17 protein-coding genes are annotated in these 20,016 nt (G+C 33.8%); 7 read left to right on the forward strand and 10 right to left on the reverse strand.

Annotated features, from left to right (window positions below; genetic code table 11):
* The first annotated feature begins 27 nt into the window (after window positions 1-27).
* Both AC2H4K_RS13460 and AC2H4K_RS13465 read left to right on the forward strand, forming a co-directional pair.
* Window positions 28-1,584, forward strand: a complete 1,557-nt coding sequence (locus AC2H4K_RS13460; protein WP_281140036.1) for a hypothetical protein — start codon at window positions 28-30, stop codon at window positions 1,582-1,584.
* A gap of 96 nt (window positions 1,585-1,680) precedes the next feature.
* Window positions 1,681-2,376 carry a peptidoglycan DD-metalloendopeptidase family protein gene (locus tag AC2H4K_RS13465; RefSeq protein ID WP_281140035.1) on the forward strand — a complete coding sequence of 232 codons (696 nt, stop codon included), beginning with the start codon at window positions 1,681-1,683 and terminating at the stop codon, window positions 2,374-2,376.
* Between the two features lie 3 nt (window positions 2,377-2,379).
* Here AC2H4K_RS13465 and AC2H4K_RS13470 read toward each other — a convergent pair whose 3' ends face one another.
* The 10 genes from AC2H4K_RS13470 to AC2H4K_RS13515 all read right to left on the reverse strand — a co-directional run bounded on the left by AC2H4K_RS13470 (window position 2,380) and on the right by AC2H4K_RS13515 (window position 13,704).
* Window positions 2,380-3,666, reverse strand: a complete 1,287-nt coding sequence (locus AC2H4K_RS13470) for an APC family permease (protein WP_281140034.1) — start codon at window positions 3,664-3,666, stop codon at window positions 2,380-2,382.
* Between the two features lie 12 nt (window positions 3,667-3,678).
* Window positions 3,679-4,206, reverse strand: coding sequence for a YybH family protein (locus tag AC2H4K_RS13475; protein WP_281140033.1), 528 nt, complete (start codon window positions 4,204-4,206; stop codon window positions 3,679-3,681).
* Window positions 4,199-4,612, reverse strand: a complete 414-nt coding sequence (locus AC2H4K_RS13480) for a hypothetical protein (protein ID WP_281140032.1) — start codon at window positions 4,610-4,612, stop codon at window positions 4,199-4,201. The genes AC2H4K_RS13475 and AC2H4K_RS13480 overlap by 8 nt, the downstream gene beginning before the upstream one ends.
* Window positions 4,613-4,824: 212 nt before the next feature.
* Window positions 4,825-5,379 carry a hypothetical protein gene (locus AC2H4K_RS13485; RefSeq protein WP_281140031.1) on the reverse strand — a complete coding sequence of 185 codons (555 nt, stop codon included), beginning with the start codon at window positions 5,377-5,379 and terminating at the stop codon, window positions 4,825-4,827.
* An 84-nt stretch (window positions 5,380-5,463) separates the two neighbouring features.
* Window positions 5,464-8,823 (reverse strand): preprotein translocase subunit SecA, encoded by a 3,360-nt coding sequence (gene secA / locus AC2H4K_RS13490; RefSeq protein ID WP_281140030.1) that lies wholly within the window; start codon window positions 8,821-8,823, stop codon window positions 5,464-5,466.
* Between the two features lie 170 nt (window positions 8,824-8,993).
* The gene (locus AC2H4K_RS13495) at window positions 8,994-9,215 is read right to left on the reverse strand and encodes a DUF2795 domain-containing protein (protein WP_006989959.1); all 222 of its coding nucleotides are present in this window, start codon (window positions 9,213-9,215) and stop codon (window positions 8,994-8,996) included.
* Window positions 9,216-9,369: 154 nt separating this feature from the next.
* Window positions 9,370-9,945, reverse strand: a complete 576-nt coding sequence (locus tag AC2H4K_RS13500) for a cob(I)yrinic acid a,c-diamide adenosyltransferase (protein WP_493742476.1) — start codon at window positions 9,943-9,945, stop codon at window positions 9,370-9,372.
* Window positions 9,946-10,256: 311 nt separating this feature from the next.
* Window positions 10,257-10,943, reverse strand: a complete 687-nt coding sequence (locus AC2H4K_RS13505) for an ABC transporter ATP-binding protein (RefSeq protein ID WP_493742477.1) — start codon at window positions 10,941-10,943, stop codon at window positions 10,257-10,259.
* A gap of 127 nt (window positions 10,944-11,070) precedes the next feature.
* Window positions 11,071-11,841, reverse strand: coding sequence for an O-methyltransferase (locus AC2H4K_RS13510; protein WP_493742478.1), 771 nt, complete (start codon window positions 11,839-11,841; stop codon window positions 11,071-11,073).
* Window positions 11,842-13,704, reverse strand: coding sequence for an ABC-F family ATP-binding cassette domain-containing protein (locus AC2H4K_RS13515; RefSeq protein ID WP_493742479.1), 1,863 nt, complete (start codon window positions 13,702-13,704; stop codon window positions 11,842-11,844).
* Between the two features lie 102 nt (window positions 13,705-13,806).
* Between AC2H4K_RS13515 and AC2H4K_RS13520 the strand changes: the two genes are divergently transcribed.
* Genes AC2H4K_RS13520 through AC2H4K_RS13540 form a run of 5 tightly spaced genes read left to right on the forward strand, consistent with a single transcriptional unit; the run spans window position 13,807 to window position 19,983 of the window.
* Entirely contained in the window at window positions 13,807-14,607 is an 801-nt protein-coding gene (locus AC2H4K_RS13520; protein ID WP_281140025.1) for a polysaccharide biosynthesis/export family protein, read from the forward strand.
* Between the two features lies 1 nt (window position 14,608).
* Entirely contained in the window at window positions 14,609-17,089 is a 2,481-nt protein-coding gene (locus AC2H4K_RS13525; protein ID WP_281140024.1) for a polysaccharide biosynthesis tyrosine autokinase, read from the forward strand.
* Between the two features lie 12 nt (window positions 17,090-17,101).
* Window positions 17,102-17,692, forward strand: coding sequence for a sugar transferase (locus AC2H4K_RS13530; protein WP_281140023.1), 591 nt, complete (start codon window positions 17,102-17,104; stop codon window positions 17,690-17,692).
* Complete coding sequence (locus AC2H4K_RS13535) at window positions 17,689-18,984, forward strand: nucleotide sugar dehydrogenase (protein ID WP_493742480.1); 1,296 nt, start codon at window positions 17,689-17,691, stop codon at window positions 18,982-18,984. Before AC2H4K_RS13530 ends, AC2H4K_RS13535 begins: the two co-directional genes overlap by 4 nt.
* Window positions 18,985-19,005: 21 nt before the next feature.
* Entirely contained in the window at window positions 19,006-19,983 is a 978-nt protein-coding gene (locus AC2H4K_RS13540) for an SDR family oxidoreductase (RefSeq protein ID WP_493742481.1), read from the forward strand.
* Window positions 19,984-20,016 lie beyond the last annotated feature (33 nt).

Below are 20,016 nucleotides of genomic sequence, written 5' to 3' on the forward strand. Positions count from 1 at the left end.
AAAAAACGAACAGTTAAATCAAAAATCATGAACAAAATTAGAATTTTAGTATTGTGTCTTATAACCACATTTGGTTATGCACAGAAAAAGTTGAACAAAACATCACAATCCGTTAAGGTTAATAAAGATGTTGTTGTAGACTTAAATACAAGTTATGTAGAAATAGAAATCGACACTTGGAATAAAGATGTTGTTGAGGTAGAAGCGTATTTGGAGAGTTCAAAATTATCTGAGGAAGAGTTAAAAAAAGCATTAGCAGCTTGGAATTTAACCATAGATGGCTCTAGTGATAAAGTGGTAATTTCCTCATCAGGAGGTCGAAGTTTTGGCCTGCATAATGAAGGAGATTACTCTGTGCTTTTGAAGGATTTAGAATTTGAATTGGCAAATATTCCTGATATTCCAGAAATACCTGAGTTGCCAGATTTACCAGAAATGGCCGAATTTCCAGCAATGCCAAAAATGCCAAAGTTACCAGAATTGCCAAGTGGTATAAAAGCTGTTCATTTTGATTACGAAAGATATCAAGAAGAAGGCGAAAAGTACTTAGCAGAGTGGAGCAAAAAGTATGAAGAAAAAGGAGGTAAAGAACTTCAAAAACGTATGGAAGCGTGGGCTAAAAAATTTAGTGAATCGGGTTACCAAGAAAAAATGGAAAAATGGGGAGAAGAATTCGCAAAAAGTTTTGAAGGGGAATGGGCTAAGGATATGGAAAAATGGGGAGAAAAGTTTGGTGAAAAGTATGGTAAAGACATGGAGAAATGGGGAGAGGAATTCGGTGAGAAATTTGGTGAAGAATGGGCTGAAAAGATGGAAGCTTGGGGAGAGCGTTTTGGAAAACAAATGGAAGAGCATGCTAAAGCTATGGAAAAGAGAACTGAAGCTATGGCAAAACGCCAAGAAGAGCAAGCAAAGCGACATGAAGAACGTGCAAAGCGCCAAGAAGAAATGGCTCACAGAAGAGCAACTACGTTAAGAAGTAGAGCAGATTTTGGTAGCAATAGTAATGTTAAAAAAGTCATCAAGATTAAGATTCCAAAAAAGGCTAAACTTAAGACCAACATAAGACATGGTGAGTTAAAACTGTCTTCTGTAATATATAATATGAAAGGGGAATTATCTCATTCGTATTTGGTAGCAGAACACATTGATGGAGGAGATACCTCCATCAATGTATCTTATTCTCCTGTGGTTATAAATAATTGGAATTTAGGAACACTAAATCTCAATTTTGTAGACAAGGCACAGATAACAAAAGCAACACATTTGGTATTGAATTCAAAATCGTCTAATGTTAATATAGTTCAGTTATCAGATACGGGAATTATTGATGGGAGTTTTGGTGATTTGACGATTTCTGATCTTACATCTACATTCAAAAATTTAAATTTAGTTCTGGAGAATAGTGATGCTTTGGTAAACTTGCCAAAAAACATCAATTATAGTCTGTACTTTAAAGGTAACAGATCTAAGTATAATAATCAGTCGACAACACAGAAGACAGTTCGTAATTATCCTGATGGACAATCTTCAGGTGGAAATATCATTGTAAATGCTAAGTTTAGTAATGTAATTATGAATTAAACTTGGATTCAGTTCCATAAATGGTACTGATCAAAATTTTATTTCCTTTGTTGTTTCCATAAAGTAGATTTGTAATTTTATGGAAATTTTATTTTTATGTCCTTTTCTTCTTTTGAAACCTTTTTAAAGTCTTTAAATCCCTTTCCTGTTCTAGGAAAACATATTTCAAAAGAATCCTACATTCCTTTAGACTTATCCATTCATAATACCGAATTACAAACGGTTGATTTATCGTCTTCTTCAGATTTAGAAACCTATATCTGGCATTTTATGAAAGCTCAAAATGCTAAAGTGGCTTATGGAGGCTATTTAGAGCAAAGGGGAATTTATCAGCGTAGTGATTATTTTAATGCAAGTCAGACTGAGCAAAGTCAACAAGAAGAACGAAATATCCATTTGGGAATCGATCTTTGGATTGAAGCTGGTTCACCAATTTATGCACCTCTCAGAGGAGAAATACATAGTTTTAAAAATAATACCAACTATGGCGATTATGGCCCAACTATAATTTTAAAACACCATATAGAAGGCAAAACGTTCTACACACTTTATGGACATTTAAGCTTGGATTCTATTGAACATTTAAAGGTAGGAGTAGAAGTGAAGCAAGGCGAACAAATTGCGACTTTAGGTAAGGCTGAAGTTAATGGAGATTATCCACCACATTTACATTTTCAGATCATTAAAGATATTCAGGATTATATAGGTGATTATCCAGGTGTCAGTAGTGCAAAGGATTTAGAGTTCTACAAAACGAATTGCCCAGATGCTAATTGGCTTCTGCGACTTTGATTCTTAATTGTTTTTCTTCTTTTCTGAAGTTTTGAAAATCCATTCTACAACAAAGCAAAGTTCTATAATTCCTATAGAAACTAAAACTCCTGTTAGATTAGATTGGTATTGTTGGTGAATAAGAATAACTAATGCTGCAAGACACAGAATAAAGCCTAAAAACGGAATCATTTTATGACTTTTCGTGTCCTTGGCGCATTTATAGCCGACTAAATTCACGATACCAAAAATCAAAATAAACCCGACACTTCCAGCGGTAGAAATACTTTCTAGGTCTAAAATATTCACCAATACTAAAGTCGCAATGGCAGTGATGAGTAAACCAATGGGTTGATTCCAAAATTTAGATAAGAAGTGGTTTGGTAATTCATCATCTTCAGCAATTTCGAAGTTGACACGACTTCCTCCATATAAAGAAGCATTAATAGCGGAAAATGTAGATATCAAAGCAGCAATGGTAATAATGGTAAATCCAATTTGCCCTAACATAGGTTTAGCAGCTTCAGCTAAAACATAGTCTTCAGCTTTTGCAATTTTATCAAAAGGAAGTGAGCCAACCGTTACAATGGCAATTATGATATAAAGTACAATGACAAATAATACCGAGTAATAATAAGCTCTAGGAATATTCTTCTCAGGATTAACAATATCTGGAGCAGCATTAGCAATAAGTTCAAAACCCTCATAGGCTACAAAAATTACCATGCCAGCGGCAAACAATTGTACTGGATTTTCCCAATTGGATATGGCTAACTGGGAAAGACTTTCATTGCCTATAAGACCATAAGCACCAATACCTATAAAGCCAAGAAGTATGACTAATTTTATGATTACGGCATAAGATTCAATTTTACCAACTATAGCAATACTGTAGTAATTAATGATGGTTGCAAATACAATAATTGCACTAGCATAAATATGAAAATCAATAGTCTTGTTACTAGTAATTTCTAATAAATTTGGTGCATAAGATCCAAATGCTGAAGCGTATAAAGACAGCATAATAATGTAGCTTATCCAAAGCAGATTATTAATGGCTCCACTAAAAATAGAAATGCCAAACCCTTGATTAATAAACTTAACGGTTCCTCCTCTGTCAGGATATTTTTGAGAGAGTTTTACATAACTGTAGGATGTAATTAAAGCCAAAGCTCCTGCAAAAAGAAAGGCAACAGGTGTACCACCTTGAGCTATAGAAACAGCCAGACCCAAAACGGCAAAAATTCCACCACCAACCATACCACCAATACCAATGGAAATAGCTTCTTTTAAATTTATTTTGTCAGACATTGAGCTGCTCGTTTAGTTCTTTAGAAATTCATCAAAATCGTCAATTGCAAAAGCTTTATTATAATCTGCTTCTCCGATAGTTCCATTTTCAGAAGAATCGTAGTCTAAAGTGATTTTCCAATGATCATCTCTTTTCTTCATGATAACATGAAATTGTCCATAGTAGGACTCTTCATTCTTAGTTCCTTTATTGCGTGTTAGCTTATATATGCCGCGTTCACTAGCAGTAGTATTAGTATTGAGACGTTCAAAAAAGCGCAATGAAATCTCACTAATTTGATGACTTTCTTTATCACGTTGAAAACCAATTTTATAATTATTGATGTAGGTGTCATAATCTAAAATTCGTTGACCACCCGAAATACGCACTAAGTCTTTGGCATGAATATCTGCCATCAGAGTATAATCTAACGTTTCAAAAGCCTTATAGAATTTTTGCCAAGTCTCATTGATAGCCTTAAGATTTTCTAGGCTTTGAGCTTCAATAGATGTATTGCTAAAGAACAATAATATCAATATGAAAATGGGTTTTTTATACATTTTTAGTAGTGATTCGTTTTTGAGCTAAGGTTTTTCCAATAAAGAATCCGGCTATAGTAAGAATACCATCATTTAATGTAAACCACAGTTCCTTAGGAAGCAAAATGATATTAAAAACTGTTGCGGCAAGCATAAATACTCCAACAATATAACTTGGTATCATGCTCTTTTTTGAAATTAAAGCAGCAACCAACATTCCCACAACTATTCCTGCAAAATGGGCAATAACAACAAAGACTTTAGAACCTACAGGAATTTTATCCATATTGTTTTTTATCCATTCCATATCCATAGCTTGAGCACCTTCCGGAAGCGGAAATAGGTTATGACCTATAAGCGTTTCGAAAATATAAACCGTTACTGAAGCAGCTATTAAGCCAACGATTGTTGCTAATACATTTTTCATAATTTTAGTTGTTTAGTTAGTGTTATCAAGGTAATAAAAAAATCCTGATGGTTTAGCATCAGGATTTTTTAGATTCTGAAACAAATCCAGTGTGATAGTTAAGAATGACAAGCCTTTTATTTCGCCAGTTTGAGTGAATTTTATGATAGGAATGAATAAAATAAGTATTTCGATAAGCTCGGCAGAACTATCGAGAATTTTTAAAAAGCACATCATTCACACTCAGCCTGCGTAACTTTATTTTTCCATTGTATCCAATATTCTTGTAAGCCTTCTTTTGTAGTTTTTAAGTCGCTGATGTCTAATTCTTGGCCATTCATTAAAGCTCCTTTTAGTTGTTCTTTTCTTTGGGAAAGAGCAGGAGTGTGGTTCCAACCACCAACATGATCAAAAGAGGTAAACGCATCACAATTTTTATCTACTTTTTTAAAAGGAATAGACAGATAGTAAGTTACCATACCAGAACCCATACCTTCTGTAGTCATTACAATTTTAGAGAAATCTACTTTACTATAGTTACCAGCTTTGTATAAGGCTTTTAGTTGATCCCCAACTTTAGCGGACATGCTATTTGAGAATTGATGCGCTACATCATTACCATTTATAAATTCTTTGCCTATATATGTGCCTTGGCAGTTATTGTCTGTACAGGTGATTGTGTTTTTTTGAGTTTGATTAGTTGTTTGGTTTTTCTTTGGGTTGTGTAAAGAAACAGTGATAGTAATTAGTGCGATAAGATGGATCGATAAAAATTTTAAGTATTTCATAACTCTAAAATAAAAAATCCTGATGGTTTGCATCAGGAATTTAGATCCTGAAATAAATTCAGGATGACAATATTTGTTTAAGGTTTAGTCGTTAACCAAAACCCATTCGCCTTTGTCGATTAAAGGAATAGCTTGTTTGTATTTTACTTCTTTACTTTCGCCACTCATTACATGCTTAATGGTAACTTTATCATTACGACCAATTTTTGGTTGCTCTCTAACAATAGTTTCAACGACTTGTTGCTGTTGACGTGAAGCTCCTTGTCCTGCAGCTCTGCTTTGAGCAGCGCGTTCGTCCATATTAGGGATTTCCTCTTTCTGAGTTTCAAGCTTCTCTTGCTTACGTTTTTTAGCTTCTTGAATCGTATCAGCCGTTTCTTGAGGAATTTCACCTTTAAATAAGAATGAAATTACATCTTTATTCACTTGGTCAATCATACTTTTGAAAAGCTCAAAAGCTTCAAACTTATAGATTAACAACGGATCTTTTTGCTCATGTACCGCTAACTGAACAGATTGTTTTAACTCATCCATTTTACGTAAATGTGTTTTCCAAGCGTCATCTACAATGGCTAACGTAATGTTCTTTTCAAAATCATTGATAAGCTGCGTTCCTTTGGTTTCGTAGGCTTTTTCTAAATCAGTAACCACCTGAAGGTTTTTAACCCCATCCGTAAAAGGTACAACGATACGCTTAAATCTATCACGTTGTGTATTGTAAACATTCTCAATAACTGGGAATGCTAAATCAGCAGCACGCTGCATCTTTTCACGATAGTGTTTAAAGGCTTCTTTATAAATCTTACCAGCAATTTCTTGAGCTCCCATTTTTGCAAATTCGGCTTCAGAAATTGGTGATGGCATTGAGAAATAACGAATCAATTCAAATTCAAAGTTCTTGAAATCGTTAGCATCTTTATTACTGATAGCAATACCTTCAGACGTATCAAAAATCATGTTTGCTAAATCCACACGAAGACGTTCTCCATGTAAGGCATGACGACGACGTTTATAAACCACCTCACGTTGTGCATTCATAACATCATCATATTCTAACAAACGCTTACGAACTCCAAAGTTGTTTTCTTCTACTTTTTTCTGAGCACGCTCAATAGACTTAGAAATCATGGAATGTTGAATTACTTCACCTTCCTTAAGTCCCATTCTATCCATCATTTTAGCAATACGCTCAGAACCGAATAAACGCATTAAGTTATCTTCTAGAGATACGTAGAATTGCGAACTTCCTGGATCTCCTTGACGACCAGAACGACCACGTAGCTGTCTATCTACACGACGAGAGTCATGACGCTCCGTACCAATGATGGCTAATCCTCCAGCTTCTTTTACTTCTTTACTCAATTTAATGTCGGTACCACGACCAGCCATGTTGGTAGCAATGGTAACTTGACCAGCATTACCTGCTAAAGCTACAATTTCAGCTTCTCGTTTGTGCTGTTTCGCGTTAAGTACGTTGTGAGGGATCTTACGAATACTCAACATTTTACCTAATAGCTCAGAAATTTCAACATTTGTTGTACCAATAAGTACTGGTCTTCCTGCATTAGAAAGGCTTACTACCTCGTCAATTACAGCATTATATTTTTCACGTTTTGTTTTATAAACTAAATCGTCTTTATCGTCTCTGGCAATTGGTCTGTTAGTTGGAATTTCAACCACATCCAATTTGTAGATTTCCCAAAACTCACCAGCTTCAGTAACCGCAGTACCTGTCATACCAGACAGTTTACGGTACATTCTAAAGTAATTTTGAAGGGTAACAGTTGCAAAAGTTTGCGTAGCTGCTTCAATCTTTACGTTTTCTTTAGCTTCAATAGCTTGGTGAAGACCGTCAGAATAACGACGACCGTCCATAATACGACCAGTTTGCTCATCTACAATCATTACTTTGTTGTCCATAACAACATATTGTACGTCTTTTTCAAAAAGAGCATACGCTTTAAGTAATTGATTTAAAGTATGAATACGTTCCGATTTTACACCGAAATCTCTAAATAAGTCTTCCTTAAGATTTGCTTCATCTTCAGAAGATAAACCTTGACTTTCAATTTTAGCAATTTCAGTTCCCATTTCTGGCATCACGAAGAAATTAGGATCATCTTCACCTGAAAGGAAATCAACACCTTTATCAGTTAATTCAACTTGATTGTTTTTTTCATCGATAACATAATAAAGCTCTGCATCAATTTTGTGCATTTCTCTGTTGTTATCTTGCATGTAGAAGTTTTCAGTTTTTTGAAGTAATTGTTTGATACCTTCTTCACTCAAAAACTTAATTAAAGCTTTATTTTTAGGAATACCTCTGTAAACACGCAACAGTTGGAAACCACCTTCTTTAGTATCTCCTTCTGCGATTAATTTTTTAGCTTCTGCTAATACACCAACTAAATACTTGCGTTGTACTTCTTCAATTTGCTGAACTTTTGGCTTCAGTGCATCAAATTCATGTTCATCACCTTTTGGAACAGGACCAGAAATAATTAATGGTGTACGTGCATCATCAACCAAAACAGAATCCACCTCATCCACAATAGCATAATGGTGTGGGCGTTGTACTAAATCTTCTGGTGAATGTGCCATGTTATCACGTAAGTAATCGAAACCAAATTCGTTGTTAGTTCCGTAAGTGATATCTGCATTGTAAGCTTTGCGACGTGCATCAGAGTTTGGTCTGTGGTAATCGATACAATCTACACTCAATCCATGGAATTGGAAGATTGGTGCCATCCAAGCGCTATCACGTTTTGCTAAGTAATCGTTTACTGTTACAAGGTGAACACCTTTACCAGCAAGAGCATTAAGATATACAGGAAGTGTAGCCACTAATGTTTTACCTTCACCAGTTTGCATCTCGGCAATTTTACCTTGGTGCATTGCAATACCACCAATAAGCTGAACATCATAGTGAATCATGTCCCAAGTGATTGGCTTACCTGCAGCATCCCAAGAATTGGCCCAAACAGCTTTGTCGCCATCTAGCGTTACATAATCGTTTTCACCAGAAACCTCACGGTCAAAAGCGTTTGCAGTAACTTCGATTTCTGTATTATGTACAAAACGTTTAGCTGTTTCTTTAACCACAGCAAAAGCCTCAGGAAGTATGTCGTTTAAGACGTCTTCTGTAACTTCATAAATCTCATCTTCGATTTTATCTGCTTCAAGGTAGATGTCCTCGCGTTCATCAATATCTTCGGTGTTTTCAGCTTTAGCTAAAAGTTCGTTTTGCTTTTCTAAAAGTGGTTTGCGAGCTTCGGCAATCTTTTCTTTAAACTCAATAGTTTTTGCTCTTAGTTCGTCGTGAGATAAGGCTTCCAGTGCACTTTCAAACGTTTTTATTTTATCTACGATTGGTGTTATAGCACTAACGTCTTGTTTGGATTTGTCCCCAACAAAAACCTTTAGCACTTTGTCTAATATACCCATGTTATATGTGTTGTAACGGTTTGATTGATGTCAAAACCGTGTATTAATTTCATTAAAATTTGGCTAGCAATAATGTGCTAGAAGTTGTATCGAATTACAAGAATTCGAAAATAAAAAAAAGTCTCTTAGTTAAGATAACGCAAGAGACTTTTTTATACTATTTTTATATGTTAATATTCGTCCTCGTTCCAGAGGTAATCTTCGTCAGTTGGATAGTCTGGCCAAATCTCTTCAATAGAGTCATACGAATCTCCTTCATCTTCTATTGATTGTAAATTTTCTACAACTTCTAAAGGTGCTCCAGTTCTAATTGCATAGTCTATAAGCTCATCTTTTGTTGCTGGCCAAGGTGCATCACTTAAATAAGATGCTAATTCTAATGTCCAATACATTTGCGTTGTGGTTTTAAATTTTTGCAAAAATAATTTTTTAGTTGAATTATTCAAGAAAAAATTAAATTAATTATTCATTAATAAAAAGAACGTACAATGTTTTCAGTTTTTAGGTCTAAAAATTGAAATATTCTTAATCTGTTAGCTAAAAGTTTTAAGAATCCTTTTTTGGAATCCATTTTATTTCTTCAGCTTGCAAGTCATGTGACAACTTCCGTGCCAATACAAAAAGATAGTCAGATAGTCTATTAATATACATTAATGTTTCGGGTTGGAAAGGCTCTAGGTCATTGAGATGCGAAGCTAAACGCTCAGCTCTACGGCAAACTGTACGTGCTATGTGACAGAATGACACAGTTTGATGACCACCAGGTAAAACGAAATGTGTCATAGGAGGTAATTCAGCCTCCATAGCGTCCATTCCTTTTTCTAGACGCTCAATATCTTCTGATGATATTTTTGGAATCTTTAGGCGTTGTTCACCATTTTTTAAGGTTGCTTTTTCTGGATCGGTTGCTAAAATAGCTCCGATAGTAAACAAGCGATCTTGAATTTCCATTAACGTGTTTTTGTATAATGGATTAATCTCTTGATCTCTAATTAAACCAATGTGAGAGTTAAGTTCGTCAATAGTACCGTAACTTTCTATTCTGATATGATGCTTAGGTACTCTTGTCCCACCAAATAGGGCAGTAGTACCTTTGTCACCTGTTTTAGTGTATACTTTCATAGAAACAAAGTTACAAGTTAAAAGTTGTAAAGTGAAAAGTTGGTTGAATTGTTTATTTGTTTAAATGTTTAAATGTTTAAATGTTTAAATGTTGAAATGTGTATGCGGTTAATTGTTTATTCGTTGAGTTGTTAAAAAAAATTATAGGTTACTGTTTTTATGAATTTATAGGATAGCTTGTTTTACTAACAACTAACAACTAACAACTAACAACTAACAACTAACAACTAACAACTAACAACTAACAACTAACAACTAACAACTAACAACTAACAACTAACAACTAACAACTAACAACTAACAACTAACAACTAATTATAAGTATCGCTCTCAATAAGCCCATCACGTAAACGGATGACACGTTTGGCATGTTCTGCGATATCTTCTTCGTGTGTTACTAGGATTACTGTGTTTCCACTGGCATGGATTTCATCAAATAAAGCCATAATCTCAGTTCCAGTTTTAGAATCTAAATTTCCAGTTGGCTCATCTGCTAAAATTATAGAAGGTTTGTTAACAAGAGCTCTACCAACAGCAACACGCTGACGTTGTCCACCAGAAAGTTGGTTAGGTTTATGATCCATACGATCTGCTAAACCAACATCAGTCAAAACTTCTGCTGCACGTTCTTCACGTTCTTTTTTAGATTTCCCAGCATATACCATTGGTAATGCCACATTATCTAAAGCCGTGGTTCTTGGTAACAAATTGAACGTTTGAAAAACGAAACCTATTTCCGTATTTCGGATATCAGCTAATTCGTCATCGGTCATTTGGCTTACATCTTTGCCGTTTAGAATATAACTCCCGGCAGTTGGTGTATCTAAACAACCCAATAAATTCATAAGTGTAGATTTTCCTGAACCAGAAGGTCCCATTATGGCAACATATTCGCCACGTTTAATGTCTAAATCTATACCTTTTAAAACATGAACGGTTTCTTGTCCTAATTTAAAATCTCTTATGATATTTCTAATTTCGATGACATTGTCACTCATACTAATTTGTAATTTAAAAGAGGTTTCGACTGCGCTCAACCTGACATGAAAAAGATGATTTAAATCCTTTGCAAGATAAAGAATTTAAAAATCTGTTTGTGAGTTAGACGTTAAAGTTATGGAGTTGTTACAGTCTAATTTTAAAATGTTCTTCAGCTTGTTCTCTTCTAAAAAACACAAAACCTAAGTGAAAGCAATCTACAGTTACACTAACAGAATCGTGATTTTTTATATATTCCCATACCTCGCTCATCCCTTTAGACCAATAGATATCATCAAAAATAAAAACCGAATCATTATGCGCTTTGGGTAAAAGGGATTCAAAATATGTGATGGTGGCTTCTTTATTATGGTGACCATCAAAATAAATGCAGTCAAAATCATCTTGGTCTAAGTTTTTAATTTCAGATGAAAAAGATTCTGACTTAAAATTTATGTTCTTAACCTGTGATTTATTCAGTTTTGATTCGGTATAAGATAAAGTGTTTTTGCAACCCTCAACTGTTATGATTTTAGAGTTTTCATTGCCAAGTGCAAATGCATAAGTTCCCACGCCTAAAGATGTGCCTAGTTCTAAAACATTTTTGAAATTGAAGTATTTTGAAATTCTAAAAAGTAACTCGGCTTCCTTTTTTGAGCTACTTGAGGTTTTTACCATAGCACTGACTTTTCGCTTTTTGGAATCTAAAACTTTTGAGCCTTCCCCTAAATCTGTGATGTCTAATTCAACTTTTGAGGTTTTTAGAATGTTTCTGTAGTACTTTAATTTTGAATAGGCTTCATATTTCTTTTTATCGTATAGACATTTGGTAACAAATTCATATACAAAAGGTGAATGTACACCATGTTGGTTGGTAGCGGTAAATAGAAACTTTATGTAGGAAATGAGTTGGTACATTTACCCTTCTAACTTTTCAGAAAGTTCAAACCAACGCAATTCTTTTTCTTCAATAGTATCTAATATCGCTTGAAGTTCTTGTGAGAGTTTATTGATATCATCTTGAGATAAATCAGGATTGTTGAATTTAGCTTCTAAAGCCACTTTATCTAATTCTAACGAACGAATTTTAGATTCTAGATTTTTGTATTCCTTTTGTTCGTTATATGAAAGTTTGTTGGCTTCATTTTGTTTAATAGCTTCGGTATTTACTGTCTTCTCTACGGTTTCAACTTGTTTTGGTTGACTGCTGTCGTAAGCTCTAAAATCTGAGTAATTCCCAGGGAAATCTTCAATAACACCTTCACCTCTGAATACAAATAGATGATCTACAATCTTATCCATAAAATAGCGGTCGTGGGATACCACTAAAAGCACTCCAGGGAAATCCATTAGAAAATCTTCGAGGACATTTAAAGTCACAATATCCAAATCATTTGTTGGCTCATCGAGAATTAAGACGTTCGGATTCTGAATTAAAACCGTACATAAATATAGGCGCTTTTGTTCGCCGCCGCTTAGTTTTTCAACGAAGTCGTATTGCTTTTTACGATCGAACAAAAATCGTTCTAGTAACTGCTGAGCACTTATTTGGCGACCTTTTGCCAGAGGAATGTAGTCTCCAAACTGACGGATAACATCGATAACCTTTTGTTCTGGTTTTACGGTAATACCACCTTGAGTATAATACCCGATTTTTACGGTTTCACCAATAACTATTTTACCACCATCAGCGTTTAAACTGCCGGTAAGAAGATTTAAAAATGTAGATTTTCCTGTACCGTTTTTGCCAATAATACCAATACGTTCTCCTTTTTTAAAAGTATAATCAAAGCCGTCTAAAATGGTTTTTTCTTTGAAGGATTTAAAAACATTATGAAACTCTATAATTTTGCTGCCAAGACGTTCCATATTGATTTCTAATTGAACTTGGTGATCTTTTCTGCGTTGATGGGCTTTTTTCTTTATTTCAAAAAAATCATCAATTCTACTTTTAGATTTAGTGGTACGCGCTTTTGGTTGGCGACGCATCCAGTCGAGTTCTTTTTTATAAAGTTGTTTGGCTTTACCGACTTCAGAAGTTTCGCTCTCTATTCTAGCTTCTTTCTTTTCTAAATAATAGGAATAATTGCCTTTATAGGTGTATAATTCACCATGATCTAATTCAATGATTTCATTACAAACACGCTCAAGAAAATAACGGTCGTGAGTGACCATAAAAAGGGTTTGCTGATTTTTTGCAAAATAGTCCTCTAGCCATTCAATCATTTCAAGATCGAGATGGTTGGTAGGCTCATCTAATATTAATATGTCAGGTTTGCTTAGTAACGCTTGAGCAAGCGCTAAACGTTTTTTTTGTCCACCAGAGAGTGTAGAGACTTTCTTAGATAAATCATCTAGCTTTAATTGTGATAATGCTTGTTGGTATTGTGTTTCAAACTCCCAAGCATTGTTGCGGTCCATAGCTTCAAAAGCTTTTTGATAAGCTTCTGTGTCTTCAGGATTTTTTAGAGCTTTTTCGTAAGCTTCAATCGTTTTTAGAATGGGTATATCTGAAGCAAAAATGGTTTCTTCAATAGTGAGTTTAGGATCTAAATCTGGTTCTTGATCTAAAAAAGCAAGTCGAAGCCCTTTTCTAATCACAATTTGACCATCATCAGGAGTATCCTTTCCAGATAAAATATTGAGAATAGAAGTCTTACCACTTCCGTTTTTGGCAACGAACGCAATCTTTTGGTCTTTATGAATGCTGAATGACAAATCTTTAAAGAGTACAAGCTCTCCGTAAGATTTTGATATGTTTTCTACGTTAAGATAATTCAAACTGTATTTTTTGCAAAGAACGTAAATAAACCAAAAAGAATATCAATAGTTTTGTTATTGATGTTGATACATTATATTTGTCTGTAAACATCTATTATAAGCATGAAGCGTCTAAAGCTTTTAATTATTCTTTTGAGTTGTATTGTTATTAGTTCTTGTATTCCTCACAAAGATACAATCTACCTTCAAAATAAGGAAAATGCAACAAATGATACTATCCAAAATAATCTTAGTGAAGTTCAGAAACCGTATAGGGTTCAGGTGAATGACATACTCAATGTAAGGGTAAAAGCGTTAGATCAGGAAACGGTTGAGATTTTAAATCCAATAGGGGAAGGTAATTTAAATGCAAGTGGTGAAGAGCGTGCTTATTTTGATGGTTTTACTGTAGATAATCATGGTAATATTAGAGTGCCTACTTTGGGATATATTAATGTTTTGGGCTTTACTACTGAAGAGATTGAAAAAATGATTGAGAAAAAACTTTTAGATGAGCAATTTAAAAGTACAGCTAGCATTTTTGTCACTGTGAAGTTGGCAGGCTTAAGATTCACAGCCAATGGAGAAATAGGAAGACCTGGAACAGTTGTTATTTTTAAGGATCGTGTAAATATTTTTGAGGCTATTGCGAATGCAGGTGAGATTCCTATAACTGGAAATAAAAAGGATGTTTTGATTATAAGACAATATCCACAAGGACAAAAAATTCATCATTTAGATCTTACTAATATAGATGTGATGAAGTCACCTTATTATTATATTCAACCTAATGATATTATCTATGTTAAACCCTTGAAGCAGAAATCTCTGGGAACAGGGGAAACTGCAGTTTCAAGTTTAGCTACACTTGCTACTATAGCTTCTTTGATGACATCTGCGATTCTAATTTTTACAAGACTTTAATATGGGGAATAGGGATTTTGAAGATTTAGATATACAAGATTCTCAACGTATAAATTTCGACTTTAAGGGTTATTTGTTTAAAGCGTTGAGTCTTTGGAAATTAGTCCTCTTTTCTGTTGGTTTAGCTTTACTTATAGCATACTTTATAAATGTAAGACAAGAAAATATCTATAGACTAGATTCTTTAATAACTGTAGATAATGATCAAAATCCATTCTTTACAGCAAATACTAGTATATCCTTCAATTGGGGTGGAGTTTCTGGAAAAGTAGGGAGTATATTAACAGAAATAAAAACAAGAACTCATAATGAGTTTGTGATAGACTCCCTTGAATACTATAAGCAATATCTCAAGCAAGGTAAGTACCATTTGATAGATGTTTATAAAAATACACCTTTCAATGTTCAGTTAGATAAGACTAAACCTCAAATATTAGGCAAGGCTTTAGGCATAAGAATTTTAGATAGTAATAAGTACGAACTTTATTATGAATTTGAAAATGTAAGGGCATTAGGTCAAATTTATGAGTCAAAAGAAACCGTAAATATTGTATTAACACCAGGTGTGTTCTCTAAGATATATGCTTCAGGGGAAACTGTAAATACTCCTTTTTTTAATGGTAAAATTAATATTGAGGCCAATGCTTCAATAAATAAAGAAGAGGCTTTCTTTGTTAAATTTTTAGATTTCGACAGGGTAGTAGAGCAATATAGAAATGCTATCCAAATAGGGCCATATTCTAGAGAATCTTCTTCAGTTTTAAAACTATCACTTATTGGAAAAAATAAGTTAAAAATCGTTGATTTTCTAAATACAACTTCAGCAATTCTCAGTAGAACAGAATTAGAAAGAAAAAACCTTTACGCTACAAATACCATTAAGTTTATTGATAGTAGCTTAGGAACCGTAAATGATAATTTGAAAAGTGTTACGGACGAAATGAATGACTTTAGAAAACTAAATAAAGTCTTTAATGTAGAGGAGGAAATAACGCAAATATCTGAGCAATTAAAAGGATATGACCAAGAAAAACTAGTTGAGGAATCAAAACTGAATTATTTAAATAGTTTAGAAAGCTATTTAAAAAATAAAACGGATTATACTAAAATAGCTGCTCCAACTTCTGTTGGGATTGAAGAAGCAAATATATTGTCTGGGGTAAGTAGGATAATTGCATTATCTGCTCAAAGACGTAATTTAGAATATTCAACTAAGGAAGGTTCTATTTTATTTGAAGATTTGGATCGTCAAATAGATACAGAAAAGGATGTCTTGTTGGAAGCAATAGATGTTACCAAAAATACTATAGGCATTCAGCTAAATACGATTAATAGAAAAATAGCTAATCTTGAAGCTAAACTTATAGATCTTCCTGAAGATCAGCAAGAATACCTTAAAATTCAGCGCAAACTTGATTTAAGTCGTGAGGCATACGATATTTATCAAGCCAAAAGAGGAGAAGCTGCAATTGTTAAGGCTGCTAATGTATCTGATATCACTGTTATTGATGAGGCAAAAGATATAGGTAACGCTCCAATCGGACCTAATAAGTCATTGAATTATATGATGGCTTTGATGATTGGCTTTTTCTCTCCAATGTTTCTGATTTTTGTGGTTTATCTTCTAGATAATACTATTCACGGTTCTGATGAAGTAGAAAAAATGTCTAGTATTCCAATTTTAGGATTGATAGGTAAATACAGGTATAAAAACAACTTAGTGGCTTATGAAAAGCCAAAATCTGCAGTTGCAGAGTCATTCAGAGCTATACGTTCTAGCTTACAATTTATCTTTAAAAATAAAAATCAAGATGAAGATAAAGCTAAGACTTTGATGATTACATCTTCAGTAAGTGGTGAGGGAAAAACGTTTACTTCAATTAATGTCGCAACTGTTTATGCTTTATCTGGAAAGAAGACAATTCTTTTAGGGCTAGATTTGAGAAAACCTAAGATTTTTGATGATTTTAATATCACTAACGAAAAAGGTGTTGTCAATTACCTAATTGAAGAAAGTAGTATTGAAGAGATTACGGTAAATACTCATGTGGAAAATTTAGATTTAATCACTTCGGGACCAATACCACCCAACCCATCCGAACTATTGATGGGAGATAAACTAAAAGAGTTAATAAATGAGCTTAAGTCTAATTATGACATTATCATATTAGATACACCTCCATTAGGCTTAGTAACAGATGCTTTGGAGTTGGTTCAGTATGCAGATGCAACATTGTTTATGGTGAGATTAGATTACACTAAAAAAGGTATGCTGCAATTGGTTAATACAAAGTACAAAACAGGAGAACTCAAAAACGTGAGTTTTGTATTGAATTTTTATAAACATAAAAATAATCACAACTATGGTTACGGCTATGGTTACGGCTATGGTTACGGTTATGGTGTGTATGGAAATGCTTATCATGAAAAGGATAACGTTTCTATATTAGAGAAAATCAAAATCTTCTTTAGAAGGTTTTAATACTTCCTTATTTTGATTACAAAAACACAGTTAAGACAAAAGCGGATATTTGACTTAGTTTTGGTCTTATTGCTTTTGCCATTTCTGCTTGTGCCTATTATTATTTTAGTTCTCATTTCTACTATAGATACAGGAATGTATGGTATCTTTTCTCAATTACGTGTTGGACAACATGGCAAACTTTTCAAAATTTATAAAATTAGAACACTTAAGGAAGGGATTCATCAATTGGGGCATCTAGAAAAAAGCGCCACAACTTTTGGAAAATATCTAAGAAAAACCAAATTAGATGAATTACCTCAATTGTTTAATGTTTTAATTGGAGATATGAGCTTTGTTGGGCCACGCCCAGATTTACAGGGTTTTGCAGATAAGTTAGAAGGTGAAGATAGAACTGTCTTGATAGTAAAACCAGGTATTACAGGTGAAGCAACTTTAAAATATAAAGATGAAGAACGTGTATTAGAACGACAAAAAGATCCAGAACATTACAACAGAACGATTATTTGGGTAGATAAAGTGAAAATCAATAAAAACTACGTAATGAATTATAGTTTTTATTTAGATTTGAAACTCATTCTAAAATCTATTTTTAACAGATGACACATTCTGAAGATAAAATTGCAATCATAGGCTTAGGTTATGTTGGTTTACCATTGGCTGTAGAATTTGCAAAACAATTTTTTGTTGTTGGTTTTGATATTAATAAACAAAGAATCAGTGAGTTAAATTCTGGTGTAGATAAAACATTAGAAGTTGATAACGATAATCTCAAATCTGTTTTAACTTCAGATCTAAGTGCCAATCAAGGTTTATTTATAACAGATGATTTAGAAGCCTTAGCAGTAGCTAATTATTATATCATTACTGTACCAACACCTACAGACGAGTTAAAGCGTCCTGTATTTACACCACTTATAAAAGCAAGTGAAACCGTAGGTAAGGTTTTAAAGAATGATGATATTGTTGTTTACGAATCTACAGTATATCCTGGAGCAACAGAAGATATATGTATTCCGGTTTTAGAAAAAGTATCAGGTCTTAAGTTTAATAAAGATTTTTATGCAGGATATTCTCCAGAACGAATTAATCCTGGAGACAAAAAGCATACGGTAACTAAGATATTAAAAGTAACCTCTGGTTCAACCCCTGAGATTGCTGAAAGAGTAGATCAACTTTATAAAAAGGTAATCACTGCAGGAACGCATCTAGCTCCTTCAATAAAAGTTGCTGAAGCGGCCAAGGTTATTGAAAACTCTCAGCGTGATATTAATATTGCTTTTGTTAATGAGTTGTCAAAAATCTTCAGGCTTTTAGATATAGATACCAAAGCAGTTTTAGAAGCCGCTGGTACAAAATGGAACTTCTTGAAGTTTTCGCCTGGATTAGTAGGTGGACACTGCATAGGTGTTGATCCTTATTATTTAGCACAGAAAGCTATCGAAACAGGATATAATCCTGAAATTATTTTAGCGGGTAGGAAAATGAATGACAGTATGGGAAGCTATGTTGCCACCGAAACTGTTAAGATGATGATTAATAAAGGAGCAACTATTAAAGGCTCTAACGCATTGGTCTTAGGTATTACTTTTAAAGAAAATTGTCCAGATATTAGAAACTCTAGAGTTATTGATATTATTGAAGAATTGCAATCCTATCATGTTAATGTTGATGTTTACGATCCTTGGGCTTCAACAGAAGAAGTAAAGCACGAATACAATCTAGATTTAAAATCCTCTATGGATAATTTACAATCTAATTATGATGCTATTATTTTGGCAGTATCTCATAATGAATTTTTAGAATTATCTATTGATAATCTTAAATCTGATAACTGTGTAGTATTTGATGTTAAATCGTTATTGCCAATCAATTCAGTAGATGCTCGTCTATAAATCTTAAACACCAACCTTATCATGTACTCAAATCAATATCATAACCAAGATTTATCACAATTAAGTTTTTTAGTTACAGGTGGAGCAGGCTTTATAGGCTCTAATATTGTAGAGTATTTGTTAAAGTACGGTGCTAAAAAAGTTAGAGTACTAGATGATTTTTCTAACGGTTATCGCGAAAATTTAACTGAGTTTATGGATAATCCTTCTTTTGAATTATTGGAAGGAGATATTAGAGATTTGGAAACCTGCAAAGAAGCAATGGAAAGTATAGATTATGTGACGCATCAGGCAGCTTTGGGTTCTGTGCCTCGTTCTATTAACGATCCTGCAACTTCAAATGAGGTAAATATTTCAGGATTTTTAAATATGCTAATTGCTTTAAAGGAAAGTAAGACTGTAAAGCGTATGATGTATGCTGCATCAAGTTCGACGTATGGCGATAGTAAATCCTTACCAAAAGTTGAAGATACTATCGGAAGGCCTTTATCTCCATATGCAGTGACAAAATATGTCAATGAGCTTTATGCTGATGTTTTTGGAAAAACTTATGGTACAGATGTTATAGGATTACGCTATTTTAATGTTTTTGGACCAAAGCAGAGCCCAAATGGCGCTTATGCTGCGGTAATTCCACTATTTATGCAAGCGTTGAAAGACAATAAGCCATCTAAAATAAATGGTGATGGAGAGCAAACTAGAGATTTTACATTTGTGGATAATGCTGTACAGGCTAATATTAGAGGATTCTTTGCACCAAAAGAAGCTGCAAATGAAGTATTTAATGTTGCGTGTGGGGAACGTATTACAGTAAATTACCTTTGGGACTCACTTAAAGTTGCGGCAGGTTCTGAGTTAGATGCAGTCTATGGGCCGCCAAGGCAAGGGGATGTAAGAGACTCATTGGCAGATATTTCTAAAGGAGAAAAGCTATTAGGTTACAAACCTCAATATACGGTTAGGGAAGGTTTAAAAATTACTTGGGATTACTTTAATTAGTACAGCAAATACTCCTGTCTTTATTATAAAAAT

The organism is Winogradskyella sp. 266wxhm, from assembly GCF_058964685.1.

What these genes read in the sequence shown, in the direction of transcription:
- AC2H4K_RS13525 (WP_281140024.1), top strand. Translation starts at nt 14,609, where the DNA reads ATGGGGAATAGGGATTTTGAAGATTTAGATATACAAGATTCTCAACGT.
- AC2H4K_RS13470 (WP_281140034.1), bottom strand. Translation starts at nt 3,666, where the DNA reads ATGTCTGACAAAATAAATTTAAAAGAAGCTATTTCCATTGGTATTGGT.
- secA (WP_281140030.1), bottom strand. Translation starts at nt 8,823, where the DNA reads ATGGGTATATTAGACAAAGTGCTAAAGGTTTTTGTTGGGGACAAATCC.
- AC2H4K_RS13460 (WP_281140036.1), top strand. Translation starts at nt 28, where the DNA reads ATGAACAAAATTAGAATTTTAGTATTGTGTCTTATAACCACATTTGGT.
- AC2H4K_RS13495 (WP_006989959.1), bottom strand. Translation starts at nt 9,215, where the DNA reads ATGTATTGGACATTAGAATTAGCATCTTATTTAAGTGATGCACCTTGG.
- AC2H4K_RS13520 (WP_281140025.1), top strand. Translation starts at nt 13,807, where the DNA reads ATGAAGCGTCTAAAGCTTTTAATTATTCTTTTGAGTTGTATTGTTATT.
- AC2H4K_RS13475 (WP_281140033.1), bottom strand. Translation starts at nt 4,206, where the DNA reads ATGTATAAAAAACCCATTTTCATATTGATATTATTGTTCTTTAGCAAT.
- AC2H4K_RS13505 (WP_493742477.1), bottom strand. Translation starts at nt 10,943, where the DNA reads ATGAGTGACAATGTCATCGAAATTAGAAATATCATAAGAGATTTTAAA.
- AC2H4K_RS13480 (WP_281140032.1), bottom strand. Translation starts at nt 4,612, where the DNA reads ATGAAAAATGTATTAGCAACAATCGTTGGCTTAATAGCTGCTTCAGTA.
- AC2H4K_RS13535 (WP_493742480.1), top strand. Translation starts at nt 17,689, where the DNA reads ATGACACATTCTGAAGATAAAATTGCAATCATAGGCTTAGGTTATGTT.
- AC2H4K_RS13540 (WP_493742481.1), top strand. Translation starts at nt 19,006, where the DNA reads ATGTACTCAAATCAATATCATAACCAAGATTTATCACAATTAAGTTTT.
- AC2H4K_RS13485 (WP_281140031.1), bottom strand. Translation starts at nt 5,379, where the DNA reads ATGAAATACTTAAAATTTTTATCGATCCATCTTATCGCACTAATTACT.
- AC2H4K_RS13510 (WP_493742478.1), bottom strand. Translation starts at nt 11,841, where the DNA reads ATGTACCAACTCATTTCCTACATAAAGTTTCTATTTACCGCTACCAAC.
- AC2H4K_RS13465 (WP_281140035.1), top strand. Translation starts at nt 1,681, where the DNA reads ATGTCCTTTTCTTCTTTTGAAACCTTTTTAAAGTCTTTAAATCCCTTT.
- AC2H4K_RS13500 (WP_493742476.1), bottom strand. Translation starts at nt 9,945, where the DNA reads ATGAAAGTATACACTAAAACAGGTGACAAAGGTACTACTGCCCTATTT.